Annotated in this window: 17 protein-coding genes; 14 read left to right on the top strand and 3 right to left on the bottom strand. The window is 57.9% G+C overall.

Going from position 1 to position 22947, the window contains the following annotated elements; translation table 11 throughout:
* Positions 1-16 precede the first annotated feature (16 nt).
* Entirely contained in the window at positions 17-1048 is a 1032-nt protein-coding gene (locus BM225_RS01295; protein ID WP_072706147.1) for an ABC transporter substrate-binding protein, read from the bottom strand.
* A gap of 110 nt (positions 1049-1158) precedes the next feature.
* On the opposite strand from BM225_RS01295, the gene BM225_RS01290 reads away from it, so the two are divergent.
* From BM225_RS01290 to BM225_RS01260, 7 genes are all read left to right on the top strand, one after another.
* The gene (locus BM225_RS01290; RefSeq protein WP_072706146.1) at positions 1159-2082 is read left to right on the top strand and encodes a LysR family transcriptional regulator; all 924 of its coding nucleotides are present in this window, start codon (positions 1159-1161) and stop codon (positions 2080-2082) included.
* Between the two features lie 124 nt (positions 2083-2206).
* Positions 2207-3319: an NAD(P)/FAD-dependent oxidoreductase gene (locus tag BM225_RS01285; RefSeq protein WP_072706145.1), complete on the top strand. Its 1113-nt coding sequence runs from the start codon at positions 2207-2209 to the stop codon at positions 3317-3319.
* Positions 3320-3341: 22 nt separating this feature from the next.
* On the top strand, positions 3342-4334 hold the full coding sequence (locus tag BM225_RS01280; RefSeq protein WP_072706144.1) for a TRAP transporter substrate-binding protein: 993 nt from the start codon (positions 3342-3344) through the stop codon (positions 4332-4334).
* 79 nt (positions 4335-4413) lie between these two features.
* Positions 4414-4923 (top strand): TRAP transporter small permease, encoded by a 510-nt coding sequence (locus BM225_RS01275; protein WP_072706143.1) that lies wholly within the window; start codon positions 4414-4416, stop codon positions 4921-4923.
* Positions 4920-6209: a TRAP transporter large permease gene (locus BM225_RS01270; protein WP_092463685.1), complete on the top strand. Its 1290-nt coding sequence runs from the start codon at positions 4920-4922 to the stop codon at positions 6207-6209. Before BM225_RS01275 ends, BM225_RS01270 begins: the two co-directional genes overlap by 4 nt.
* Positions 6210-6232: 23 nt before the next feature.
* Positions 6233-8257 (top strand): hydantoinase/oxoprolinase family protein, encoded by a 2025-nt coding sequence (locus BM225_RS01265; protein ID WP_072706141.1) that lies wholly within the window; start codon positions 6233-6235, stop codon positions 8255-8257.
* A gap of 3 nt (positions 8258-8260) precedes the next feature.
* Complete coding sequence (locus BM225_RS01260; RefSeq protein WP_072706140.1) at positions 8261-9979, top strand: hydantoinase B/oxoprolinase family protein; 1719 nt, start codon at positions 8261-8263, stop codon at positions 9977-9979.
* A gap of 99 nt (positions 9980-10078) precedes the next feature.
* Here BM225_RS01260 and BM225_RS01255 read toward each other — a convergent pair whose 3' ends face one another.
* Positions 10079-10423: a RidA family protein gene (locus BM225_RS01255; protein ID WP_072706139.1), complete on the bottom strand. Its 345-nt coding sequence runs from the start codon at positions 10421-10423 to the stop codon at positions 10079-10081.
* A 188-nt stretch (positions 10424-10611) separates the two neighbouring features.
* Between BM225_RS01255 and BM225_RS01250 the strand changes: the two genes are divergently transcribed.
* From BM225_RS01250 to BM225_RS01235, 4 genes are all read left to right on the top strand, one after another.
* A complete protein-coding gene (locus BM225_RS01250) occupies positions 10612-11511 on the top strand; it encodes a LysR family transcriptional regulator (protein WP_072706138.1) in 900 nt (299 codons plus the stop codon).
* A gap of 89 nt (positions 11512-11600) precedes the next feature.
* The gene (gene ppk2, locus BM225_RS01245; protein WP_072706137.1) at positions 11601-12521 is read left to right on the top strand and encodes a polyphosphate kinase 2; all 921 of its coding nucleotides are present in this window, start codon (positions 11601-11603) and stop codon (positions 12519-12521) included.
* Between the two features lie 796 nt (positions 12522-13317).
* The gene (locus BM225_RS01240) at positions 13318-14442 is read left to right on the top strand and encodes a sensor histidine kinase (RefSeq protein WP_177218554.1); all 1125 of its coding nucleotides are present in this window, start codon (positions 13318-13320) and stop codon (positions 14440-14442) included.
* Positions 14439-14876 (top strand): response regulator, encoded by a 438-nt coding sequence (locus tag BM225_RS01235; RefSeq protein ID WP_072706135.1) that lies wholly within the window; start codon positions 14439-14441, stop codon positions 14874-14876. Before BM225_RS01240 ends, BM225_RS01235 begins: the two co-directional genes overlap by 4 nt.
* Positions 14877-14946: 70 nt before the next feature.
* Here BM225_RS01235 and BM225_RS01230 read toward each other — a convergent pair whose 3' ends face one another.
* Positions 14947-17478 carry a CheR family methyltransferase gene (locus BM225_RS01230; protein ID WP_177218553.1) on the bottom strand — a complete coding sequence of 844 codons (2532 nt, stop codon included), beginning with the start codon at positions 17476-17478 and terminating at the stop codon, positions 14947-14949.
* 177 nt (positions 17479-17655) lie between these two features.
* On the opposite strand from BM225_RS01230, the gene BM225_RS01225 reads away from it, so the two are divergent.
* From BM225_RS01225 to BM225_RS01215, 3 genes are all read left to right on the top strand, one after another.
* Positions 17656-18036, top strand: coding sequence for a response regulator (locus BM225_RS01225; RefSeq protein ID WP_072706133.1), 381 nt, complete (start codon positions 17656-17658; stop codon positions 18034-18036).
* Positions 18036-20171 (top strand): ATP-binding protein, encoded by a 2136-nt coding sequence (locus tag BM225_RS01220; protein WP_177218552.1) that lies wholly within the window; start codon positions 18036-18038, stop codon positions 20169-20171. The genes BM225_RS01225 and BM225_RS01220 overlap by 1 nt, the downstream gene beginning before the upstream one ends.
* 145 nt (positions 20172-20316) lie before the next feature.
* Complete coding sequence (locus tag BM225_RS01215) at positions 20317-22767, top strand: CheR family methyltransferase (RefSeq protein ID WP_092463679.1); 2451 nt, start codon at positions 20317-20319, stop codon at positions 22765-22767.
* Positions 22768-22947 lie beyond the last annotated feature (180 nt).

The raw sequence follows: 22947 nt of genomic DNA, 5'->3' as shown, positions 1-22947 counted from the left end.
CCGATGAGCCACGAGGTTACCGCTCGATCTCGCGGGCCCAACGCTTGGTCCAATCCTCGCGGGCGGGGTTGATCACGTCCCAGTCGACCGCCACCAGATCGGCAATCTTGTCGCCATAGGGCAGCACAGCGGCCAGTTCTTCGGGCAGTTCGGCTTCGGTGTTGACGGGGCCTGCGCCCATCGCGTCCGCCAGTTTGACCTGAATTTCAGGCGTCAGCAGATAGTCGATAAAGGCCTGAGCCGCCTCGGGAGCGTCGCTGTCCACAACGGGGCATGCAGCCAGCATCAGCGCGACAGCGCCCTCTTCGGGATAGGAAAAGGCTGCGGGGAAACCGGTGTCCGCCAGCGACTTGGTGCGGCCAGACCCCCAGATCGAGATTGCGATCTCTTCGCTCTGGAACAGTTCGGACATTTTGCCGGAAGAGGGTTCGAACACCAGAACGTTCGGCGCGATTTCGTCGGCCATCACCTCGTAGCCGGGGTCGATGTCGTTCTCGCCGCCGCCGGCAAGACGCGCTTCCATGACCAGCGTGTGGAGGCCGTAGGTGTTCGAGATCGGCGGGATCGACAGGATGTCTTTGTACTTGGGATCTTTCAGGTCGAGCCAGCTTGTGGGCGCGTCCCAACCTTCGCGTTCGAACCATTCGGTGTTGTAGGTAAAGCCGGTCGCGACAAAGCCGATGCCAATCGAGTTCGGGCCCAGTTTCGCGATGTCATATACGTCTGCTTTGACCTCGCTATCGGCCATTTCGGTGCAGAACCCCAGAGCGTCCGCTTGGTACATCGGGCCATCGTCAAGAATGACAACGTCCAGTTCCTGTGAATTCCGCTGCGCCTGGAGGCGGGCCAGGTTCTCGGTCGAGTTACCAGATACGAAGGCAATCTTTACGTCATTGGCGGCTTCGAATTCGGGGATGATCAGCTCTTTCATGAGCGTTTCGAACGACCCACCATAGCCGCCCACAGTCAGCGTGGTTTCTTGGGCAAGCGCCGCAGTTGCGGTGGTGATGCTCAATACGGCGGCAAGTCCGCCAGTCAGTTTGGTCATAATTGAAATCCCTGTTGAATGTTTTGTGACTTCAAGGGACCGTGACGGGTGTCATAACTCAAATGAGTTTAATTTCGACGAGTATTCCGTTTGGTTATACCGAGGCAGCTATGCGACCCAACATCCGTCAGATTGAAGCCTTTAACGCCGTGGTCAAATGCGGCTCTGTCACCCGTGCGGCCGAGGATCTGTTTGTCAGTCAGCCCGCGGTGACCAAACTGATCCGCGCCTTTGAGGATGCCTGCGGTTTTCCTTTGTTTATCAGGGAATCCGGTCGCCTGCGGCCCACACCAGAGGCGCGGCGTCTGTATCTGGAAACCGAAAAGCTACTGCTTGGGGTCGCGCAGATTGATCGCGTTGCAAAATCCATCCGCAACCTAGAGGAAGGCGAGATCACCGTCGTCGGCTTTCCAGCCTTGTCTATGCGGTTATTGCCGAAATCTTGTGCCCGTTTTTTAGCCAAACGCCCTCAGGTGCGGCTGTCCGTTATGACGCGGACCTCGCCGTCGATACCCGACGGGATGCTGACCGGCAAAGCAGACTTTGGGGTGTCTTTGCTGAAAACGCCGGGGGCTGGACTGGAATGTCACCCCTTTGGTGAGTGTAGTATGGTGGCCGCCCTACCCGCAGATCACCCGCTGACCAATAAACGCGCGATCCATATGTCGGACCTAAAGACAGAACGCCTGATCTCGCTGGGTCGGGATGACCTGTCTGCGCAGGTGATCGAACAGGCCTATATCCAAGCCAAAGAGGAATATAGCCCCGCGATCCAAGTACAAATGGCGGACTCCGCATGTACCTTTGTCGCCGAGGGTCAGGGGATCGCGCTTGTGCCCTCGCTTTGCACCGAAGGCTGGTCGCCCACTGATGTCCAGTTCCGCCCTTTCTTGCCCGCGATCAAGACGCCGATGTGGCTCTATACCTCGTCGTCAGAGCCAATGTCGCAGCTGGCCAAAGACCTGCTTGCTCAAATTCGGAGCACTGTCGAAGCGGTCGAGCATCGCTATGCCGTAGTCGAAGAAACGACATAAGCCCGCAATTCTAGGAGGATGGAAGCACCCCATTACAAAATCGAATACTTATCGCAGGTTTTGGTATTAGCATTATAACCCAGCGCTTGCCCTACTGGTCACAGAAGTATGACAGGACGGCAACGTGGAAGATCTGGGAATATTCGATGTCATCGTTATTGGCGGAGGGTTGGTCGGTACCGCGGCTGCTCTGGGTATGGCCAGTGACCGTGCACGCGTCCTGATCTTTGACGGGGACGATGGCAGCTTTCGCGCCTCGCGCGGGAATTTTGGTCTGGTTTGGGCCCAAAGTAAGGGCGCAAACAATCGGGACTATGCGACGTGGACCCGCCGCGCTGTGGCCGATTGGCCGATGCTGGAGCAAGAGGTGAAAGCTCTCTCTGGCGTCGATACCGCCCATAAAATGGGCAATGGTGTGCATATCTGCCTTGATGAGAGCGAACACCTGACCCGTGCGCGCATGGTCGAAAAGATGGCCGCGCACGGTTTGCCCCATGACGACACCCGCATGATCGACGCCTCTGAGTTGCGTGCGATGTTTCCCGGCGTGGGGCCAGACGCCGTCAGCGCCTCGACCTCTTCGGTTGATGGGGCGTGCCATTCTTTGGCGCTGTATCGCGGACTCGCAGCATCGGCGCAGGCCGCGGGGGCACGGCTGGAGCCAAATGCGAAAGTGCGGGCCATCAAGACAGAAAAGGGTGGCTATACCGTTCGAACCGATACCCAGTCTGCCCATGCTGACCGCATCCTGATCGCGGCTGGGCTGGCGACGAATGACCTAGCCAAACCCTTTGGATTTCCCAAATTGGTCCATCCGCAAAAGGGCCAAATCCTTGTGACAGAGCGCGTGGCGCAAACCCTGCCCGTCATCTCATCGCAGATCCGCCAAACGCCCGAAGGCACGATCCTGATCGGCGACACCAAAGAGGATACGGGGCTCGATGACAGCTCCTCTACCGCTGGATTGCACAAACTGGCGCAGCGCGCGGTGCGCATCATGCCTGCCCTTGCCAGCGTCCGGATTGTCCGCAGTTGGGCCGCGCTGCGCGTCCTGACAGCCGACGGAAATCCCGTTTACGATGAATCCCCCACCCACAAGGGGGTCTATGTGGCCACAACCCACTCGGGTGTGACCCTCGCCCCTGCGCATCGCGGTCCCCTCGCGCAATGGATTCTGAACGGCCAGCGGCCGCCAGAATTTCGAAGCTTTACCGCCGGGCGATTTACCCAACAATAATCCCAACAACAGGAACGGTACTATGTTTTCAAAAGGTTTTTCCCTCTCCCTTGTCTCGGTTCTGGGGCTTGGCGCCAGCGTCGCGCAGGCCCAAACCACGTGGACCTTTGGCGGCATCAACCCGCCAAACGCCCCCGTCACCATCGCCTCCAAGAAATTCGCCGAACTGGTCGGTGAACGCACCGAAGGCCGCGTGACCATCGACTTCTACGAGGGCTCGCAGCTCGGCAACGGCCCTGCCCAGATCGAAGCCATGGCGATGGGTGCCCAAGAGGGCTACATCAGCTCTGGCTCGAACGCCTCAAACCTCGTCAAGGAATTCGGCGTCGTGGACATCCCCTTCGTCTTTGAAAGTCAGGACCACTTCCTGAAATTCATGCAGAGCGATCTGGCCCAAGGCCTCAAGGACGAGCTGCGCGATGACTACAACGTCCGCATTCTGGCCACCAATTGGTTCCGCCTGCCGCGCGTCTTCCTGACCAAAGAGAGCTGCGTCACCAGCCCCGCTGATATCGAGGGCAAGCGCGCCCGTTCGCCCAACCTGCCCATGTTCGTCGCTGGCTGGGAAAGCATCGGCACTGTCCCCGTCACCATGGCATACGGTGAAACCTACATGGGCCTGAGCCAAGGCGTCGCCGACATGGCTGAAAGCGCGGGCGAGCAGATCTATTCGTCCAAATTCTACGAAGTCCTGCCCTACGTCACCGAAGCGCAGATGATGTACCCGCAGAACAGCGTCTATGTGGCCGAGAGTGCGTTCCAGTCGATCTCGGAAGAAGATCAGGCGATTGTCATTCAAGCAGCCGAGGACGCGGGCGACTACTTTGTCGAGCTCGTGACCGCGGAAACCGCGCCGAACAAAGCCGCCATGGAAGCCGAAGGCGTGACCTTCTGCGATTTGCCCGCAGACGTTCGTGCGGAATTCAGCGCCAAGGTGTCCGAGTCCGTCCCCGAATTCGAAGCCGAGGGCCTGCTGCCCGAAGGCTGGTGGGCTGAAATTCAGGCCATGAAGTAATCCCTTCGGGGTGGGGTTGGTGCTGATCCTTCTAACATCACGGCGCCAACCCTTTAATTTCCAAGCAGGACAACCGCTTATGACGCTTCTTTTGAACGGGCTGCACCGCCTGATTTTGTGGCTCTGCGCTGCGCTGACCGTTGCGATTATCGGGGCGCTCGCGGTCCAGATCGTGTCTCGGTACGTGTTCAACGCGCCAGTGCACATGACCGATGACATCGCGGAATTGTCGATGGTTTGGCTGACCTTCCTTGGGGCGGCGCTGGTCTACCGCGAGGGCGGGCACATCGGCATGGACGTCCTGAGCGGGTTCGAAAGTGTTGCGATCAAGCGTTTGATCCATGTCCTGCTGCACGGGGCTGTGATTGCGGTGATGCTGTATATCCTGACCCAGATCCAGCAGATCCAGCCCCTGATGTCGCGGCTCGAATTTGGCACGGTGCCCAAGGGGCCGCTGACCTCCAAGTTCATGCTGATCCAGTTCCCGTTCGCCTTGGGCGCAGGGTTCACCATCCTCTTTGCCGCAGAGGCGATCTGGAAAGAGCTGACCGGCACGCCGACCCATCCCACCAAAGAGGTTCACGAATGATTACTGTTGCCTTTCTGGTGATGTTCTTTGGGCTGCTAATCCTTGGCCTACCCGTCGCCTACACGATGCTTGTCTCCTCGGCGCTCTATATCCTGATGGCCGGTCTGCCAGAGGTCCAACTGACCCTGCGCGCCTCCGGCGGGATCGAGAGCTTTAGCCTGCTCGCCATCCCCATGTTCTTGCTGGCGGGCAACCTGATGAATGGCCTTGGCGTGACCGAGCGCATCTTTAACTTCGCGGGTGTTCTGGTGCGTCACATCACCGGCGGTCTGGGGCATGTGAACGTGCTGGCCTCGATCATCTTTGCGGGCATGTCGGGCAGTTCGGTGGCGGATGCGGGCGGCCTTGGCGCGGTCGAGATAAAAGCCATGGAAAAGGCCGGCTACTCGCGCAAGTTCTCTTCTGCGATCACCGCGGCCTCGGCTACAATGGGTCCGATTATTCCGCCCTCAATCACACTGGTTGTCTACGGCTTTCTTGCCGAAGAGTCCGTGGGGCGCCTGTTCCTTGGCGGTGCGCTGCCAGGCCTCCTGGTTGGTTTTGCGCTGATGGTCATGGTCTACATTCTGGTCAAAACCGGCCGCGAAGATGCACCCAAACTGCCCCGCGCCACACTGTCCGAAGTGAACACTGCCTTCTGGCGTGCCCTGCCCGCACTGCTGGCCCCTGTCATTCTGCTTGGTGGCATTCTCGCGGGCATCTTCACCCCGACCGAAGCCTCTGTCGTCGTCGTCCTGTACATCCTGCTGATCGGCTCCATCGCGCTGGGGTTCAACGTCCAGTCCATTTGGGAAGCGATCCTCGGCACCGTGCGCACCTCGGCCTCGACCCTCTTCATCATCGCGGTCTCGGCCGTGTTCGGATGGATCATTTCGATCCAGCGTCTGCCCGTTGAACTCGTGTCGCTGATGGAAGGGCTCTTTGTATCGAAAGCCGCCGCCATAGCCGTGATCATCGCGATCCTCTTGGTCGTGGGCATGTTCATGGAGGTTCTGGCCGCGCTCGTCCTGCTGGTTCCGACTCTGCTGGCCATCGCGACCACCTTTGACATCGACACCGTGCACCTTGGCGTGACCGTGGTTGTGACCATGATGATCGGCACGATCACCCCGCCGGTGGGCCTTGTCCTTTATACCGTGATGTCGGTTGCCGGCATCAGAATGGGTGAACTGACCCGTGCGCTCCTGCCCTTTTATCTGACCTTGGTGATCGTGGCCCTGCTCGTCGCCTTTGTCCCCCAAATCACCATGTTTCTACCTGATCTACTGATGCCTCTGGCGCAGTGATCCAACACCAAAGGACCAACCCTATGTACCGTATCGGCTTCGATGTGGGCGGCACCTTCACTGACTTCACCGCAATCAACACCACCGATGGCGCGGCGACCCACTTCAAGACCTCTTCCACGCCTCATGACCCCTCCGAAGCGATCGAAACCGGCCTGCGCCATTTCGTCGAAGAGCGTGGCATCACCTCCGACCAGTTCGAATTCGTCGGCCACGGCACCACCGTCGCGACCAATATGGTGATCGAGCGGCGCGGTGTTCCCACAGGCCTGATCACGACCCAAGGGGCCCGCGACGTACTGGAGATTGGCCGCCAGACCCGCCCGCATCTCTACGACTATGACATCACCAAGCCCGAACCTCTGGTCGAGCGCTACATGTCCATCGAAGTGCCCGAGCGCATGAATGCCGATGGCGATGTCCTGATACCCTTGGACGAGGATGCGGTTCGCCAAGCCGCTAAACAGATCCGCGATGCGGGGATGCAAGCGGTCGCGATCTGTTTCCTGCATGCCTACCGCGATGGCCGTCACGAACGCCGCGCCGCCGAGATTGTGCGCGAGATGATGCCAGACGCCTATGTCTCTGTCAGTTCTGACGTGCTGCCCGAGTTCCGCGAATTCGAGCGGTTCTCGACCACCGTGATCAACGCTTATGTCGGCCCGCGCATGGACCGCTATCTGGAGCGGTTTCTGGAGCGTCTGCAAAACATCGGCTTCGAAAGCGCACCGCGAACGATCCACTCGAATGGCGGACTGATGTCCGTAGACACCGTACGCGCCTTCCCCGTGCGGACCTGCCTGTCCGGTCCGGCTGCGGGCGTCGTGGGCGCGGCCAAAGTGGCTGGCGCCTCGGGCTATCCAAACATTGTGACCTATGACGTGGGCGGCACCTCGACCGACGTTTCGCTGGTGCTCGAAGGGCGTCCTGCTTTCACCACCAGCCGTCTGGTCGCCGACTATCCTGTGCGCTGTCCGATGCTGGACATCAATGTGATTGGCGCGGGCGGTGGATCGATCGCGGCGCTGGATGATGCGGGCGCACTGAAGGTCGGCCCCCGTTCCGCCGGCGCCTTCCCCGGCCCCGTCGCCTATGGCAAGGGCGGTACAGAACCGACGACCACTGACGCAAACCTTGTCCTTGGCCGCCTAGACGCCGACACCCTGCTGTCCGGCCGCATGACCGTCGACAAAGAGGCCGCGCGCAAGGCCATTGAGACCCAAATCGCCGCCCCCTTGGGACTAAGCGTCGAAGATGCAGCCCTCGGTATCCTGCGCATCGCGGTCGCCAACATGGGCCGCGCCATCCGCGCCGTCTCCACCGAAAAGGGCCACCGCCTGTCGGACTTCGCCCTCTTTGCCTATGGCGGCGCGGGGCCGCTGCACGCTGCTGCCGTCGCGGTCGAAACCGGCATGAAATCGGTACTGGTGCCCGCCCAACCCGGCACCATGTGCGCGCGCGGCATCCTGCTGTCAGACGTGGGCTTTGACTTTGTGCGCACTGGTGTGTCAACCGCTAGCGTCGATGCATGGCCACAAATCACCGCCGCCTTTGCCGAGATGTACAAGGACGGCGACGCGTGGCTGGACGGCGAAGGCATCGCCCCCGAGACCCGCGAAATGCAATACGTGGTCGATGCCCGCTATGACGGTCAGAACCACGAAGTGCAGGTCGTGCTGGATGGGATCGACACCGCCTATGACACCTTCCTTGATGGCTTCCGCGCTGCGCACCGACAGGAATATGGCTACGACATTGCGGATCGCGCTGTGGAAATCGTGAACCTGCGCCTGTCCGTCAAAGGGGCCTCTGGTGCCGATCCCGACACCACCCACACCCCCGAAGACGCAGATCCTAGGATGGGCAAACGGCAGGTCTATTTCGACGGCGGCTGGTTCGAAACCACCCTCTATGACCGCGCCAAACTGCCTGTGGACCAAGTGGTCGCTGGCCCCGCCATCGTGCAGGAAATGTCGTCCACCACCATCGTCGAACCCGGCCAGAACGTGCGCGTCGACGCCACCGGCACCATGATTATCGAGGTTTAACCCATGGCACTCGACACCAAGAAAACCCTGTCCGACCCCATCGCGATGGAGGTCTTTACCAATCGCTTGCTTGCTGTGGCCGACGAAATTGGCACCTCGATGATCCGCGCGTCGTTCTCTTCGAACATCAAGGAACGCAAAGACTGCTCGGTCGCCCTCTTTTCGGCTGACGGGCGCCTGATTGCACAGGCCAGCCATATCCCGCTGCACCTTGGCTCTCTCATGGGGTCCGTGGGTGCGGTTTTGGACGCTTATTCCATAGACCGCATGGTCGAAGGCGATGTGTTTATCTGCAACGATCCCTATGCGGCGGGCGGCACGCACACGCCGGATATCTCAGTGGTCACGCCGGTCTTTGTCGATGGTCAGGTGCGCTATTTTACCGCCAATATCGGCCACCACTCGGACGTAGGCGGCACGGTGCCCGGATCGATCCACGGCGGCGCGACTTCGATCTTTGAAGAGGGCTTGCGCCTGCCCGTGATGAAGCTGTGCCGCGCAGGCGAGCTGGACGAAGACCTGCTGCGCATGATCTCTTTGAACAGCCGCTCGTCCGAAGAACGCTGGCTCGACATCAAGGTTCAGGCCTCTGCCAATGAACGCGGCGCACGTCTGCTGCACGAGATGGCGGACAGCCTTGGCGCGGACAAGGTCGATGAGCTGGTCGAGGACTTGTTCACTTACACCGCCAACCGTCTGCGCAACCGGATCATGGAGATGCAGGATGGCACCGCGACCTTCTATTCCAAGATCGAAAGCGACGGCCTTGGCCCTGTCGAAGTGCCCATTCAGGCCAATGTCACCGTCAAAGGCGACCGCCTGATCGTGGATTTCGAGGGCACCGGCCCGCAGGCGCGCGGCGGTCTGAACGTGGTCGCCTCGGCGCTGAATGCGTCCGTCTATTACGTGGTCAAAACCCTGCTAGATCCCTACCTATTGCCCAACTCCGGCATGTTCGAAGGGATCGAGATTTCCGCCCCCAAAGGCAGCCTGCTGAACCCCATCGCCCCAGCTGCCACTGGCGCGCGGTCGATCACCTGCAACAAGGTGGTGCGGGCACTGATCGGCGCATTCTCGCAACTGTTGCCGCAGGAAAAGGCGCAAGCGGCGGGACAGGATATCGTGCCCGTCATGGTCTTTGCGGGCAAACGACGTGGCCGCGACGAGGGCTATGTCTATCTGGAATCTATCGGTGGCGGCGCTGGCGCGCGCTATGCAGGCAACGGGATGGACGGGGTGCACGTGCACGTCACCAACTCTTCGAACCTGCCAATCGAGCCTTTGGAAATCGAGTACGATCTGGTCGTGGATGAATACGCGCTGGTCGATGACAGTTCTGGCGCGGGGCAGTATCGCGGCGGCATGGGGATTGCGCGGCAAATCTCGGCGCCAAACGGCGATGTGATCTTTACCGCCCGCTCTGATGGCCACAAAGAAGGCGCGCCGGGCGTCGCTGGCGGCACCTCTGGCCGCCCTGCCCACCTGATCAAGAACGCGGACACCGAGGCGGCGCAGGAACTCGACCCGATGGTCGCCAATCTGACCTTGGACAAGGGCGAAACGATCCGGCTCGAGACCCCCGGTGGGGGCGGCTATGGCGACCCGGCGAAACGGTCTGCCGAAGCCTTGGCGCGGGACCTGCGGGACGGGCGCATCTCGACTGAGCGGGCAGAGGCTTTGTACGGGCCGGACAAGGTCCAGCTTGCCAAAGATCTGGTTTGATATCAGGGGCGCTGCGGCGCCCCTTTTCTTTTGTTGGCACCCTGAACGCAAAAAGGCCCCGCCAAACTGGCGAGGCCTGTTGCGTGAGTGATCTGGTCTTTATTTCGCGGCGATGGTCACAACTTCGACCAGCGTGTTGGGCGACAGGTCCGACACGCCAAGGTACGCGCGCACGGGCATGTCCGCAGGCTCCAGCCATTCTTTCCACGCTTCGTTAAAGCCGTCTTTCTGGTTGAAGTCCGACGAGTAGACCATGACCTGCAGCAGCTTTTTCTTGGAGGTGCCAGCGGTTTCCAGCAGCTTGTCGAGCTTGGCAAAAATCTCTTCGGCCTGGCCCTTCATGTCTTTGGATTTGTCGTCAGCCACCAGACCGCCGATGTAGACTGTGTCGCCATGTTCGACAATGCGGTGGTGGATGGGGCCAGAAATGTGCCGAGTGATCATAAGGTCGTTCCTTCGTACGTTCGCGGCACGGACGTGCCTATCTATTGCAGCGATCACAGTGCCAGAGCCCGCAGGCGCGGGAGTGGCGCCACGAGACCCGGGCGCTGTGATCATGGGATGACACTGGGGGATCGGCAGGGTATAAAGCAAATTACTTTAAATGCGGCCCCTATTCTGAAAAGTTATGCATGCTCTCACAACGATCCCTTGAGGCGTTCCGCGCTGTCATTGAATGCGGCACGGTCTCTGGTGCGGCTGAAAATCTGCATGTATCACAGCCTGCCGTAAGCCGCTTGATCAAGGATCTGGAGGATCGGACGGGCCTGCAACTCTTTACCCGTTTCGGGGGCAAGATCGTTCCGACCCCCGAAGCCCGCGAACTGGCCATCGAGATCGACCGCAGCTTCATCGGGCTATCCGCCATCGAAAAGGCTGCACGTGACATCAAGGTCGGCAAGCGCAGCACCATTTCCATCAGTGCGATGCCTGCAATCGCCCATTCAGTGCTGTCAGATACTTTGGTCAGCTATCAGCGCGAACGGCCCGATTTCAGGGTATCTTTGCAGTCGATGCAAACCCACAATGTCGTACGCAAGGTCGCGACGCGCGCTTCGCAATTGGGGTTCACGTCTCCGACCCACCACGAATACGACGTCGACCTCATCCGCACCATAAAGCTACCCTATTGCTGCATTCTGCGCGAAGGGCAAGAATTGACGGCCAAGGCGGAACTCAGCTTTGACGATTTCGGCGGGCAAAACGTGGTGGCGTTCGAACGGTCCACAGCGACAGGCACGATGATGGAGCGCGCCTTTGCCCAGATGACCAACCCGCCCGAGATCACGGTTAGCACGCATCTGTCGACCTTGGTCTCTGGGCTGGTCCTGCGCGGCATGGGCATTTCCATCGTGGATCCTTTCACTGCAGCCGCGCATCGCGCGCAGGGCGGGATCGTGCGCCCCTTTGCCGATGCCGCCGAATTCAGTCTGGCAATCATCCGCCCCCGCGGCCAAAGCCTTGGGCCTGACCTGAGCGCGTTCCTAGAGCAATTCGAGCGCGAACTTATTCCTTACAAAGATGGCTCGTGAGCACACTGCCTTACGCCTCGGCCCGCGTCATCGGTTTGTTACAGCGCGCAGGGTAAAAGGCCCTGTTACTGACGAAACCGGATAGACCGATGACCGACGATGTATTTGACGAGGGTGCGCGTGACTGGCTTGAGGCTGAATTGGCCGACACGCTGGACGAGGATTTCGAAATCGAACTAGAGGACGCCATCCTCAGTCAAGAGATCCGCAAAATCTATGACCGCGCCCACCCCAATCAGATTGATCGCAAAGTCTACTTCCAGTCCTTGCTCCGGTTGCAATCGGAACTGATCAAGCTGCAGGACTGGGTCCAGCACAGCGGGGAAAAAGTCGTTGTTCTGTTCGAGGGCCGCGACTCTGCAGGAAAAGGTGGCGTGATCAAACGGATCACGCAGCGCCTGAATCCACGCGTGGTTCGTGTGGTTGCCCTGCCCGCCCCGTCGGATCGAGAGAAGTCCCAATGGTACTTTCAGCGCTATGTGCCGCACTTGCCGGCAGGCGGCGAGATCGTGCTTTTTGATCGGTCTTGGTACAACCGCGCGGGGGTTGAGCGCGTGATGGGCTTTGCCAATGACGATCAGGTCGAGGACTTCTTTAACGATGTGCCAGAATTTGAGCGCATGCTCGTGCGGTCGGGCATCCGGTTGGTAAAATACTGGTTCTCGATCACTGACGAAGAGCAGCAGATGCGCTTTCTCATGCGGGTCCATGATCCGATGAAGCAGTGGAAGCTCAGCCCCATGGACCTGCAAAGCCGTGTCCGCTGGGAAGAATACACCAAAGCCAAAGAAGAAATGTTGGAGCGCACCAACATCCCCGAAGCCCCGTGGTATATCGTGCCCGGCAACGACAAGAAGCGCGCTCGGTTGAACTGTATTGACCACCTGCTGAGTCAATTTCCATACGGCCCGATTCCGCATGACGATATTTCTTTGCCGGACCGTGTCTTCAAGCCGGACTACGAACGCGCTGTCCTGCCCCGTGATCTCTACGTGCCTGCCAAGTACTAGGGCGAAGATGCGAGATCCGCTCTTTGTTCGGTGGGCCACCAAAATAGCGCCGATCTTTGCATAGCGCTATTTTCGTCACGGCTATCAACGCTAGGAAATCGTTAACAATGCTTACAGTGGTGAGGTGCCACAGTCTCAATGCACCGTGGGACCCGCCGATCGATCAAATACGCTGTCAGCGCTCTGCTTCCCCCTAACGACCGTCTAACGAATTCCGGTGTCGGTCAGCCTGAGCTTCGCAGAAACACCAATTCAGCCCCGCAATAATGTATCTATTTGATACATTATGACGTTATTCCACGGCAGCGGCTTTGACGCGCCATCGCGCAGAATCGGTCGAATTGGCTAGAGCGACCGCCCCAGAACACTCCCCATGCGGGAACCAAAAAATAAAACATACCTTTGCAAAAATATAAACTCGAGAATGCGCAGCTAAGATTGATAGGAACAAACCGCTGGCTGAGCCGAGCATGAACAGAGATTAACATTCTATTTTTTATATATTTTTCCAGACAGCGGCGATCGCGCTGGCAGGAACGCCTCGGAACATCCGAGCGATAGAGCTATCCTTTTATCCGCCTGCCTCCACAAGCTGCAGGAAATTAATACTTGCGGCACGCAACCATAGCTCACATCATGGCTCCAAGTCGAAGCTCAGCAGCTGGGGAGGTGTGTGCCCCATCTTCTGGGCTTTTTTTGTGTCAAATGCCCTCCTGATCTAAAGCCAGAGACCCCACTGATGCATCATGCGAGCCCACCAACACATTATCTTGAGCAAGAGCTCAGGGGCAGCTTGGTGGCGGATAATTCGCTTAAGGCTTTCATCATCCAAGAAATGCACGACGGGCTGTGGTTCTGGGATCTCAAACAGACAGACAACTTGTGGGTCAGTCCAGAGTTTTGGGAGTCCTTGCACTTTGACCCTGCGCAACGCCCTCATAGCCGCGAGGCACTGCTCAACCTGTTGATCGATGAGGATCTGTCCAAAGCGGCTTCCTTGTCTTTCGACATGCTCGATGAGCAGGATTTCGGCTATGACCAAGTTCTACGGTTCGAAAATAACGAAGGTGGCATCACCCACTTCCGGTGCCGCGGCCATCTGATCCGCGACGATCGCGGCAGGCCGCATCGACTGCTTGGAGTACTCAGGGACCTTACATCGACTGCGTCGATTGAATCGTTCAAGGACGCCGCGAGTTTCCGCGCTACGACGCAGGGCGCTTACCGGATGCACAGCGACCTCCAGCACTTTATCTACAGCATGTCACATGACATGGTCTCGCCCCTGCGCACGGCCTCTGCAGCCCTGTCAGAGGTCAAATACGCTCTGGATACGGGCAATCTGCAGGACGCAACCGAGTTAACCGAGATGTGCGAAGCCAGCGTTCAGCGGATGCTGGTTCTGCTCGGCGATATGCGCAACTACTTTTTGCATGCGCAACCCAGCGAGTCCTGCCATGAACTGATCTCCAGCAAGGAGACGGCGCATGCGGTTGTCGAGGACCTGCGCGCAGTGATTGGTGAATATGACGCAGCGGTAGAGATCGACTGCCAACACGACATCATCGGGCATCCCTCGCAAATCAGGGTGGTTCTTCAGAATTTCACACAAAACGCTATCAAGTTCGGTAGCCTGAATGGCCCTGTGTCGGTCAAGATCAGCACGACCCCCCTGCCCGGGACCGCCAAAATCCGCCTGAGCGTGAGCGATGACGGGCCCGGGATCCCCAGTCATCAGCTGAACGGTATCTTTCAACCCTTTGCGCGCCTGCATCTGCGGCGCGACGTCCCCGGATCGGGCCTTGGCCTGTCTATCTGCAGCAAGATTGCAGAAAACCATAACGCCGATATCGGTGTAGAAACGCTTCCGGATGGGGGCTGTCGTTTTTTCCTAGATATTGCAGGGAGCCACTCGTCATGACACTTTCCAAGACGCTCGGATCCATTCTCTTTGTCGACGATGACGAGATTGAGACCGCACTCTTCCAGAGGGTATGCAAACGCTCGCCCGTGGTGCGGTGCTGCAAAGCGATCAACGATCCGGTCGAAGCTTTCTTGCATTTGCTCGCAGCCGACCCGCTGCTGTATGATGTGATCTTCGTGGATCTCAACATGCCCAAAATTAACGGCATCGAACTGCTGCGCTTACTCGAGGTCGAAGCCGCCCACAAATTTTCCCGTGCCAACGTGATCATGCTGACCTCTTCCGTAGAAGAAGAGGACATGCGTGCCGCGCAGAAATGCGGAATCTTGTCCGCTTTCATCAATAAGCCGCTCACGGAAAGCCAGCTTTTGGAGCTGGCCAAGCACTACGGAATGCCCCGTGCAGAGACAGATTGCGTCTCGATCAGCTAAGGACATCCCATCCATGTAGAGCCATTAAAAGGGCGCCTTTATCGGGTGCCCTTTTCCTTGGTCTCGCGCTTTATGTTTCCTGTAGCAGAACCGCAAAAAGCGCCTTATCCGAGATTTCATTGGCCTTGATATACCGCACCTTTACGGCCAGCGGACTTCCATCAAGCTCACCTTCGACCTTGGCTTCGCGCCCTGTTGTACGCACCTGATCACAAAGCTCAGCCCAATCGGCAAACGGCAGCGTGATCCCGACGGACCGGATCGTCCGGCCCCTGTCAGACCGCACCAATTCCAGCAGGCGTCCCGCCCCTTGGGTAAAGGCCTCAAGACGCATCTCTGCGTCCAAGAACAGCGCCGACAGCCCTGCCATTTGCAGCGCGCTCTCATAGGCACTGATCTGCTCGGCCTCACTTTTGACCTGACGCTCGAAATCGCTGGTCACAATTTGCAACTCTTCGTTCACAGCGTGCAATTCTTTGTTTGCGGCCTGCAATTCCTCGTTCGAAGTCTGGAGTTCCTCGTTCGCGAAACGAAGCTCTTCGTTCGAAGCCCGCAGAAGGTCTGCGTTGCTCTCCATCGCTTCGATCACATATTGCAGGCTCTCTTCGGTCAGGCGCAGGTCTTTGTCCAACTCGGCGACCCGTGCCCGCAACTTGGCAGCATCCTCTTCGCCTGCGGCATTGGGCACAGCTTGTTCATCGTCCGACACCCGCCGCAACCCGACGACGACAAAGCGGGCATAAGGCGGTGTGAGCGCCAAAGGTTCGACCTTGACCGCGACACGATGGTTGTCCGTCTCGGTCAACTGCAAGTCGATCTCGTGCTCGGTCACTTCGATCTTTTTCTCGCGAATGGCCATCAGCGCATCAGCGATCACTGTCCGCATACCGGGATGAAGGACATCTTCGACGTGCCAGCCCCCGGTTTTACCCTTGGTATCCACATACAGACCCGCAAGCCCGTACCAAGTCAGGACTTCTCCGTCAGCGTTGATCAGGATCGAGGACGGCGCGTAACGCCGAAGCATCGCATCAAGGCCTTCGTAGGTCTTGAACGCGATCCATCCGTCTCTCGCAGTCTGGGAGCGCGCGGCACTTTCTCTGGTGTCGCGGCTGTCCGAGTTGAGGTTCGGCGCAATGTTCGGTTTCGGATCTTCGGTCGTCATCGCCAGTGGGCCCTCTCGATCGGCCGGGGCATGTCCCGTGTGAAGCATAGCGGGGTGTTTATGATACACACGCCATTTTTCATTCACAGCGCTGTATTGATCCAGAAGCGCGCCCGGTGTTTCCGATGGCCCTAGCGTCAGGTACCCGCCCTGCTTCAGCCCGAAATTGAAATTCGCCAACGTTTTGGCCTGCGCTTCGTCCGTCAGATAGATCAGCATGTTCCGGCACGACACCAGATCCAAGCGCAAAAACGGGGCGTCTGCCTGCGCGTTCTGAACCGAGAAGATGAGCTTTTGCCGAAGCTGGGATTTGACCTGATAGCCGCGGCCAGACCGATAAAAGTACTTCTGCAACAGGTCAGGCGCGATGTGCTGGACCTGTTGCTCTTGGTAAATTCCTGCCGAGGCTGTCTTGATCGCAGGCGCATACACATCTGTCGCCAGTATCCGGAAATTCGCGGGCAGTCCCACTTCTTCCATCGCCTCGCTTAATTCAATCGCCAGCGTATATGCCTCTTCGCCGGTCGAACACGCCGCGACCCAAATCCGCAGCGGCGTCTCTTCGTTGGCACCGTGAAGCATCTCGGGAAAGACGTCTTTGCGCAGCGCGTGAAAGTAGCCGATGTCACGGTAGAACCGCGTGACCCCGATCAGTACATCGCCATACAGTTCTTCAAGCGCCTCGCGGCTTTGGGCGAGCAGATCCAGATAATCGCGTTCGTCATTGAACCCGTTCAGAGCCATGCGCCGTTCGACGCGGCGGCGGACATTGTCGGGTTTATAATCGTCCGCTTCGAACCCAAAGGTGTCCTGCAACAGACGGATAATGCCCTGATAAGCGCTGAGTTCGGACCATGCGACCGGAGCGCGCGTGGCGCCAGACAAGCGCGCATGAATGAGCGCGGGCAACTCGCCTGCCGTCGCGACTTCGGCACTCGGTATGGCCTTGATCAATGCTTCGGGCATCGTGGGGAATTCAGATTCTTCGGGATCTTGGGCAAAGGCCAGCCCACCCGCTTGCGTAATCTTCAATGCACCCTGAGCCCCATCCGACGCGCTGCCGGTCATCACGACAGCCGCCACAGGTTGATACGCACTTTGCGCCAGAGACGAGAAAAAGTGATCGATCGGCAAACGCGGCGCGCGGCCCGCGCGGTCAAAGGGGCGCACACGAAAGCGATCATCTTCCACCTCAATATAGGTCGAGGGCGTATTCAGATAAATCGTATTGGCGAGGATTGGGTCCCCATCTTCGATCTTGCGAATGTCCAGCGTCGATATGCGTGCCAAAAGCCGGTCCATCATTGAGACGAAGTCAGGGCTTAGGTGCTGAACAACCACATAGCACATATCTGATGGGTGCTGCGTCGCCGCGAAAAAAGTCTCTAGCGCAGAGAGGCCCCCTGCGGATGTGCCAATAGCAACGATTTTAACCAAGTTTGCCCCCCGCAAAGAAACCAAGGCCAACCTAGGTCGAAAAGGTTTGCGTATTTCTAGGGGCACAATAGCGAAAGGGATAGTCGAGGACAACGAATTCGACATATAATATGCGTCGATAGGTTGATTAATATGTACGAACGATAGAGCCGGCAAAAATGCCGGAGGATGACTGAGATGGCGCGACTTCTACTTTGTGACGATGATCCGATGTATTCACTGGCGTTGTCTGCGCTTCTCGGGGATTGGGGCCATTCGGTCAAAACGACAGAGACAGCGCAAGAGGCGCTGGATCACCTCGCCTCTCATACGGTGGATCTGGCCATTCTGGATGTGGTCATGCCCGGCGGCGGCGGAGTGAGCTTGCTGCACCAGATCAAAGATCTTTACCCGAACCTGCCCACAATCGTCTGCACAGGCCGTGATTTCCTGTTCGAGACTCCCTTGATGGAGATCGGGATGGAAAAGGCCGACGAGAAGATAAAGAAAACGATTGACCCTGCCGATCTGCTCGCTGTGATCAATCGGCTGCTGAAACAGGCCAAGAAGGTCGGATGATGGCCGCACCTACAGGCCGCAAACCAACATATGTTTGGGGCGTCGGACTGCTATGGATTTCCGTCTTTACGTGCATCCTCTTTTTCACGGGATTCACCGCACTGAATATCTTGCATCGACAGCAGGCCTTTCAGCAAAAAATCGTTCAAGCTGACATCATTCTGGTGCGCTTAAACAATCAGTTGGGCTATGGCGGCTTTATCCACAATTTCAAAAATGCCGTCCTGCGTCCCGATGAAAAAGACCGTTACCTAGATGCCTTTGGCCAGAATGCTTTGGCGATCAAAGCGCTGATCGAGCAGACCGAACAGCATTTCCCAGACCTGACAAACGAGATCAAGAACCTTGGGGAAACGCTTAATGAATATACAGAAAATGCCGAATTTCTTCGTCAGACCGAACTGCGGCAACCCTTGGATATCGACCCGATTGTCAGGGTAAACGACGACTTCGCCGTTCAGGCTTTGCTCAATCTGCTGCAAAGCAATCGGGACCAGATGACAGAGACTTTGTCTCAGATGGAATCACGCAAGATCGTGCTAAGCGTTGGGGCAGCGATCTCTTTCATCAGTGCCATTACGGCGACGGCCGGATTGCTGATCTATGCTCGCAACCGCAGCCGCATTTTCCGAGCCGCCGTGGAGGAGAACCGCCGCACATCGGAAATGATCGAAGACGTCGGAGGCGCAATTTTCAAGCTGGGATCGGACGGCGAAGTCGAAGTCACGAACCGCAAAGGGCGCGCCATGTTCGGTGCCCTGATCGAGCGTCAGTCTGTGCCCTTGGTTGACCGAATGCTCGAAACCTTTCCTGAAATCGCGTTGGATGATCCATTGCTGCGCGCCTTTCTGGGCAGGAAGGTCGATAGCGAAATCAGTCTTTATACATTTCCGGACCAATCACAGCGTTACCTGCGGATTTTCTCGGCGCCATTGTCGAACCAAAATCAAGGCGGCGCTGTGATCGAGATCACGGATGTCACCCAGAACATGGTTGCAGAGAAACTAGAGGACCAAAATCGTAACATCCTGGTGCTGGGGCAAGTGGCGCGCAGCGTGGTGCACGATGTGCGCAACGTGAACGCGACGCTGCGGTTCACCCTGGAACGGCTCAAAGGTCAGGACCTTGGTGGATCAACACCCGCCCTGATTACAAATGCCCTGTCCGCGCTCTCTGTGAGCGACAAGCTTGCAAAGCGCCTTCTGGATTTTGCGACAGCGGGGCGGGACGAAGTCACAAATTTCGAGGCGTCGGACGTTCTAACAATGTTGCGCAGCTTGTCCGACGGGATCGCACAGGACCAAATTCTGATTGATGTACGCAAAGCACCAGCAGGAGCCCGGCTGACAGGCAGTCCAAACGCAGTGCTCGCGGCGCTGATCAATCTGGTGGTGAACGCGCGCAACGCTCTTGTCGCTGCCGGACAGGATGGTCAGATCACCGTTCACTTGGACAGCGAGGAATTGCACCCTAGCATTCCGGGGTGGGTGTTCCGCGTCACCGATACGGGCCCCGGCTTCCCACAAGAGATCATCGCAGGCTCGCGCAGCAGTGCCCCGACCCGATCTGCCGAAGGCTACGGCCTTGGACTGTCCATCGTGCATTCGGTTGCGGTCGATATGGGGGGCTATGTTCAGCTGTCAAACCGCGCAGGGCGCGGTGCCGAGGTGTCGATCCACCTACCCGCGCACCATTCAGCAGAACCGCTGATGCAGACAGCGCAAACGTTACATGCTTCTGCACGGGTGCTCTTGGTTGATGACAGCATGATGGTCACCCGCTTGCTGGAGCGGCAATTCGCCAAGATCGGCATCGCAACGCACCAAAGTCATTCTGCCAAGGCCGCCCTACTGTCGCTTCAGACCCACCAGTACGATCTGGTCATCACAGACTACGACTTGGGTGAAGAGCAAAGCGGCAAGGATATCGCCGCTGCCACGCATGAGCTTCAGCCAGACGTGCCCGTCATCGTCTTTACCAAAACGCCGGAATGGGCGACCGAGGCATTCGCCCACTTGAATGTCGAGATTTTTGGCAAGGGCAACCAAACCGAGACGCTGATATCGCGCGCAAAAAGCTTGCTCGCTCGTTCACCGGAACCCGCAGACGCAGCATTCAGCACTAAAAACCAGTAAGTTATTTTATGCAATTTCGGATATGTATTTTAGTAGCGCGCAACCATCGAAAGTTGCATGATGCAAACAACAAGTCGTGGAAAGAGTACCACGCACGAGGCGCGTGCTTTGAAGGGCGCTCGGGGCATAACGGGACAGGGTCGGAATGACGGAGAATACCATTGTTGCAATCGGGGCGTCGGCTGGCGGGCTCGAAGCTTTGTCCGAGTTCATGGCAGCATTGTCGACCGACGCCACCCTCTCGGTCATCGTGGCCCAGCACCTAGCACCGCATAATAGCTCTGTCTTAACTCAATTGATTTCGCGCCAAACCTCGTTGCAAGTGCACACGTTAGAGGCTGACGTCGCCCCTGCCCCCGGCACAATTTACATCACGCCCCCTAATTCTGATGTGATCCTAGAGAACGGTGTGATCCGACTGCTGAAGGCCAGCGAGAAGGTTGGCCCCAAGCCCAGCATAAACCGCCTGTTTCACTCGATGGCCAAAGAGGCCGAGCGGGGCTTGCCCGACACCAACTACGTGGCAGCGGTGTTTTCGGGAACAGGGACGGATGGGTCCGAGTACCTATCGGAACTGCGCGAGGCTGGTGTCATTGTCGTCGTCCAAGACCCTGAAAGCGCGCGTTATAACGGCATGCCCTTCGCGGCGATCCACAAGAACCAATATGATTTGGTTGTCACGACCGACCGCTTTGCCGAACTGCTCAGCATGGGCGACCTGTCGATGCTCAAGGAAGTCGGCGGTGGACGGGATTTCCGCGACAGTCAGGTGCTGCGCTCGATCACAGACACGGTGCATCAAGAAACCGGCGTCGACTTTTCAGATTACAAACGCTCGACGACCGAACGGCGCGTCAAACGCCGCATGTCAGCCTTGGGGATCAAGAGCTACGAAGACTACTTCGAGTTCATGTCGGTCAATGACGAAGAGCCTCATGCTCTGCAGCAAGAGTTGTTAGTTCCGGTAACCGAATTCTTTAGGGACTACCAAGCGTTTGAAGTGCTGCGCAAGCACCTGCTCGCTTACCTTCAGCAGATGGACCCTGGCAGTACCTTCCGTGCTTGGTGCGTTGGCTGTAGCTCGGGGCAAGAGGCTTATAGCATCGCCATGCTGGCCAGCGAACTCATTGATGCCAATGGAATGCAGCTTGGGGTTCAGATCTTTGCGACAGATCTGGATGAAAAGGCATTGGCCGATGCGCGGCGCGCGGAATACGACGTGCGCGAAATTTCCGGCATCCCGTCTCATGTGGTGAACCGCTGTTTCGTTTATCGGGACGGTATCTATCAGGTCAAAGACAACCTGCGCGACATGGTCACGTTTTCCAAACACGGGCTTGGCACGGACGCGCCCTTTTCTCGGATCGACCTGATTTCGTGCCGCAACCTGATGATCTATTACAACGCGACGAGCCAAGCCACGTTCAGTCGTATTTTCCGCTACTCGCTCAACCGCGGCGGGCTATTGTTCTTGGGTCAGGCCGAAGCGCTTGGCGAGGAGAGCGGCTTCGAAACGCTTGATCTGCGTGCCAAGGTGTTCTGCCGGTCTATGAGCGCGAATTACTATTCCGGCCTTTCTATGACCCTACCAAATTTTCGTAATCCTGTTGCCAGTGACACGGCCCGCAAGACACCGCCAAAAGAGGCAACGCCGCTGGCGGACCCGACTCTCAACCTGCTGAATGTGTTGTTTCAGAAGTCCTTTATCGGGATCACGGATCGCCGAAAGTTGGCCTATATCTCGGAAAAGCTGCGCCACATCTTCAAACTGCGTACCGGTTTGGTGGGCGGCACGATTGATGACTTTTTCGAGTCCGAGATCGCCGACGCAATGAAAGCAAGTGTGTCTTCTGTTTCCAAACAGCATGTCCGGATGAACATCGTCCCGATCGAGATGCCAGATCCAGAGACAGGCGAAATCCGGCGCTATTACACCCAAGCATTCTCGGTGCCGCGGAACAATCTGGGCATCACCGTCGCCATCGTCTTTATTGAGGGGCATACGGACGACGCGGATGTCGGACTGAGCGACGCGCATCATGAGATCATCTATCTGAAAGAAGCGCTGCATAACGCTGTTCAAGAGCTGGAACAGGCCAATGAGGCGCTACAGCTGGCCAACGAGGAACTGCAAAGCTCCAACGAAGAGCTGCAGAGTTCGAACGAGGAACTGCAAACCACCAACGAAGAGCTTCAATCCACCAACGAAGAGCTCTTGACCGTCAATGACGAAGTTCTGGCAAAATCAGCCATTCTCAACACGGCGCAGCAAACGCTGACCGCCCTACGCTCTGTCATGAGCGGTGATGTGATGGTGCTGTCGCAGGACGGTGAAATCCTGTTCGGGCAAAGCACGGGTTGCGCCATCTCGAACAAGACGGGCGCATTGGACGGGCTGAAGTTCAGCGATCTGCGTTGGACCATTGATGTCGGTGAGGTCACCAACATCCTCTTTGGCCCCGCAGGCTGGGGCGGTGACGCGGTCAATATGGTGCTTGGGGATGACGACAACCAGTGCACCGTCGTTCTGGCTGCGGAAAAGCAGAGCGGATCACAGTTGATCTCGGTCTCCTTTACCCCGATTTCCAATACCTAAGGCGCGGTGCTGCAGTGCACCGCGCCTGACAAACAGTAACCAGTTCCCTTTTCCCCGCAGGTGCCCCGTTTCGGCCCTGCGCCGTGTGTAGCGAGTGCCTGTTTTCAGACGTCTCTGGCTGCCCCGCATTTTCGGGCGGCCGCACCACACAGAGCACTTGGCCCTTGGGCCACTGCGGAG

This window comes from Donghicola eburneus (assembly GCF_900115865.1).
Classification (GTDB): domain Bacteria; phylum Pseudomonadota; class Alphaproteobacteria; order Rhodobacterales; family Rhodobacteraceae; genus Donghicola; species Donghicola eburneus.
Note: the sequence above shows the minus strand (reverse complement) of the source record. Positions and strands in the feature narration are given on the sequence as shown.

Excerpts from the sequence above, each read along its gene's own strand:
- BM225_RS01295 (WP_072706147.1), bottom strand. The coding sequence starts at position 1,048 with ATGACCAAACTGACTGGCGGACTTGCCGCCGTATTGAGCATCACCACC.
- BM225_RS01290 (WP_072706146.1), top strand. The coding sequence starts at position 1,159 with ATGCGACCCAACATCCGTCAGATTGAAGCCTTTAACGCCGTGGTCAAA.
- BM225_RS01280 (WP_072706144.1), top strand. The coding sequence starts at position 3,342 with ATGTTTTCAAAAGGTTTTTCCCTCTCCCTTGTCTCGGTTCTGGGGCTT.
- BM225_RS01275 (WP_072706143.1), top strand. The coding sequence starts at position 4,414 with ATGACGCTTCTTTTGAACGGGCTGCACCGCCTGATTTTGTGGCTCTGC.
- BM225_RS01270 (WP_092463685.1), top strand. The coding sequence starts at position 4,920 with ATGATTACTGTTGCCTTTCTGGTGATGTTCTTTGGGCTGCTAATCCTT.
- BM225_RS01265 (WP_072706141.1), top strand. The coding sequence starts at position 6,233 with ATGTACCGTATCGGCTTCGATGTGGGCGGCACCTTCACTGACTTCACC.
- BM225_RS01260 (WP_072706140.1), top strand. The coding sequence starts at position 8,261 with ATGGCACTCGACACCAAGAAAACCCTGTCCGACCCCATCGCGATGGAG.
- BM225_RS01255 (WP_072706139.1), bottom strand. The coding sequence starts at position 10,423 with ATGATCACTCGGCACATTTCTGGCCCCATCCACCACCGCATTGTCGAA.
- BM225_RS01250 (WP_072706138.1), top strand. The coding sequence starts at position 10,612 with ATGCTCTCACAACGATCCCTTGAGGCGTTCCGCGCTGTCATTGAATGC.
- ppk2 (WP_072706137.1), top strand. The coding sequence starts at position 11,601 with ATGACCGACGATGTATTTGACGAGGGTGCGCGTGACTGGCTTGAGGCT.
- BM225_RS01235 (WP_072706135.1), top strand. The coding sequence starts at position 14,439 with ATGACACTTTCCAAGACGCTCGGATCCATTCTCTTTGTCGACGATGAC.
- BM225_RS01225 (WP_072706133.1), top strand. The coding sequence starts at position 17,656 with ATGGCGCGACTTCTACTTTGTGACGATGATCCGATGTATTCACTGGCG.
- BM225_RS01220 (WP_177218552.1), top strand. The coding sequence starts at position 18,036 with ATGGCCGCACCTACAGGCCGCAAACCAACATATGTTTGGGGCGTCGGA.
- BM225_RS01215 (WP_092463679.1), top strand. The coding sequence starts at position 20,317 with ATGACGGAGAATACCATTGTTGCAATCGGGGCGTCGGCTGGCGGGCTC.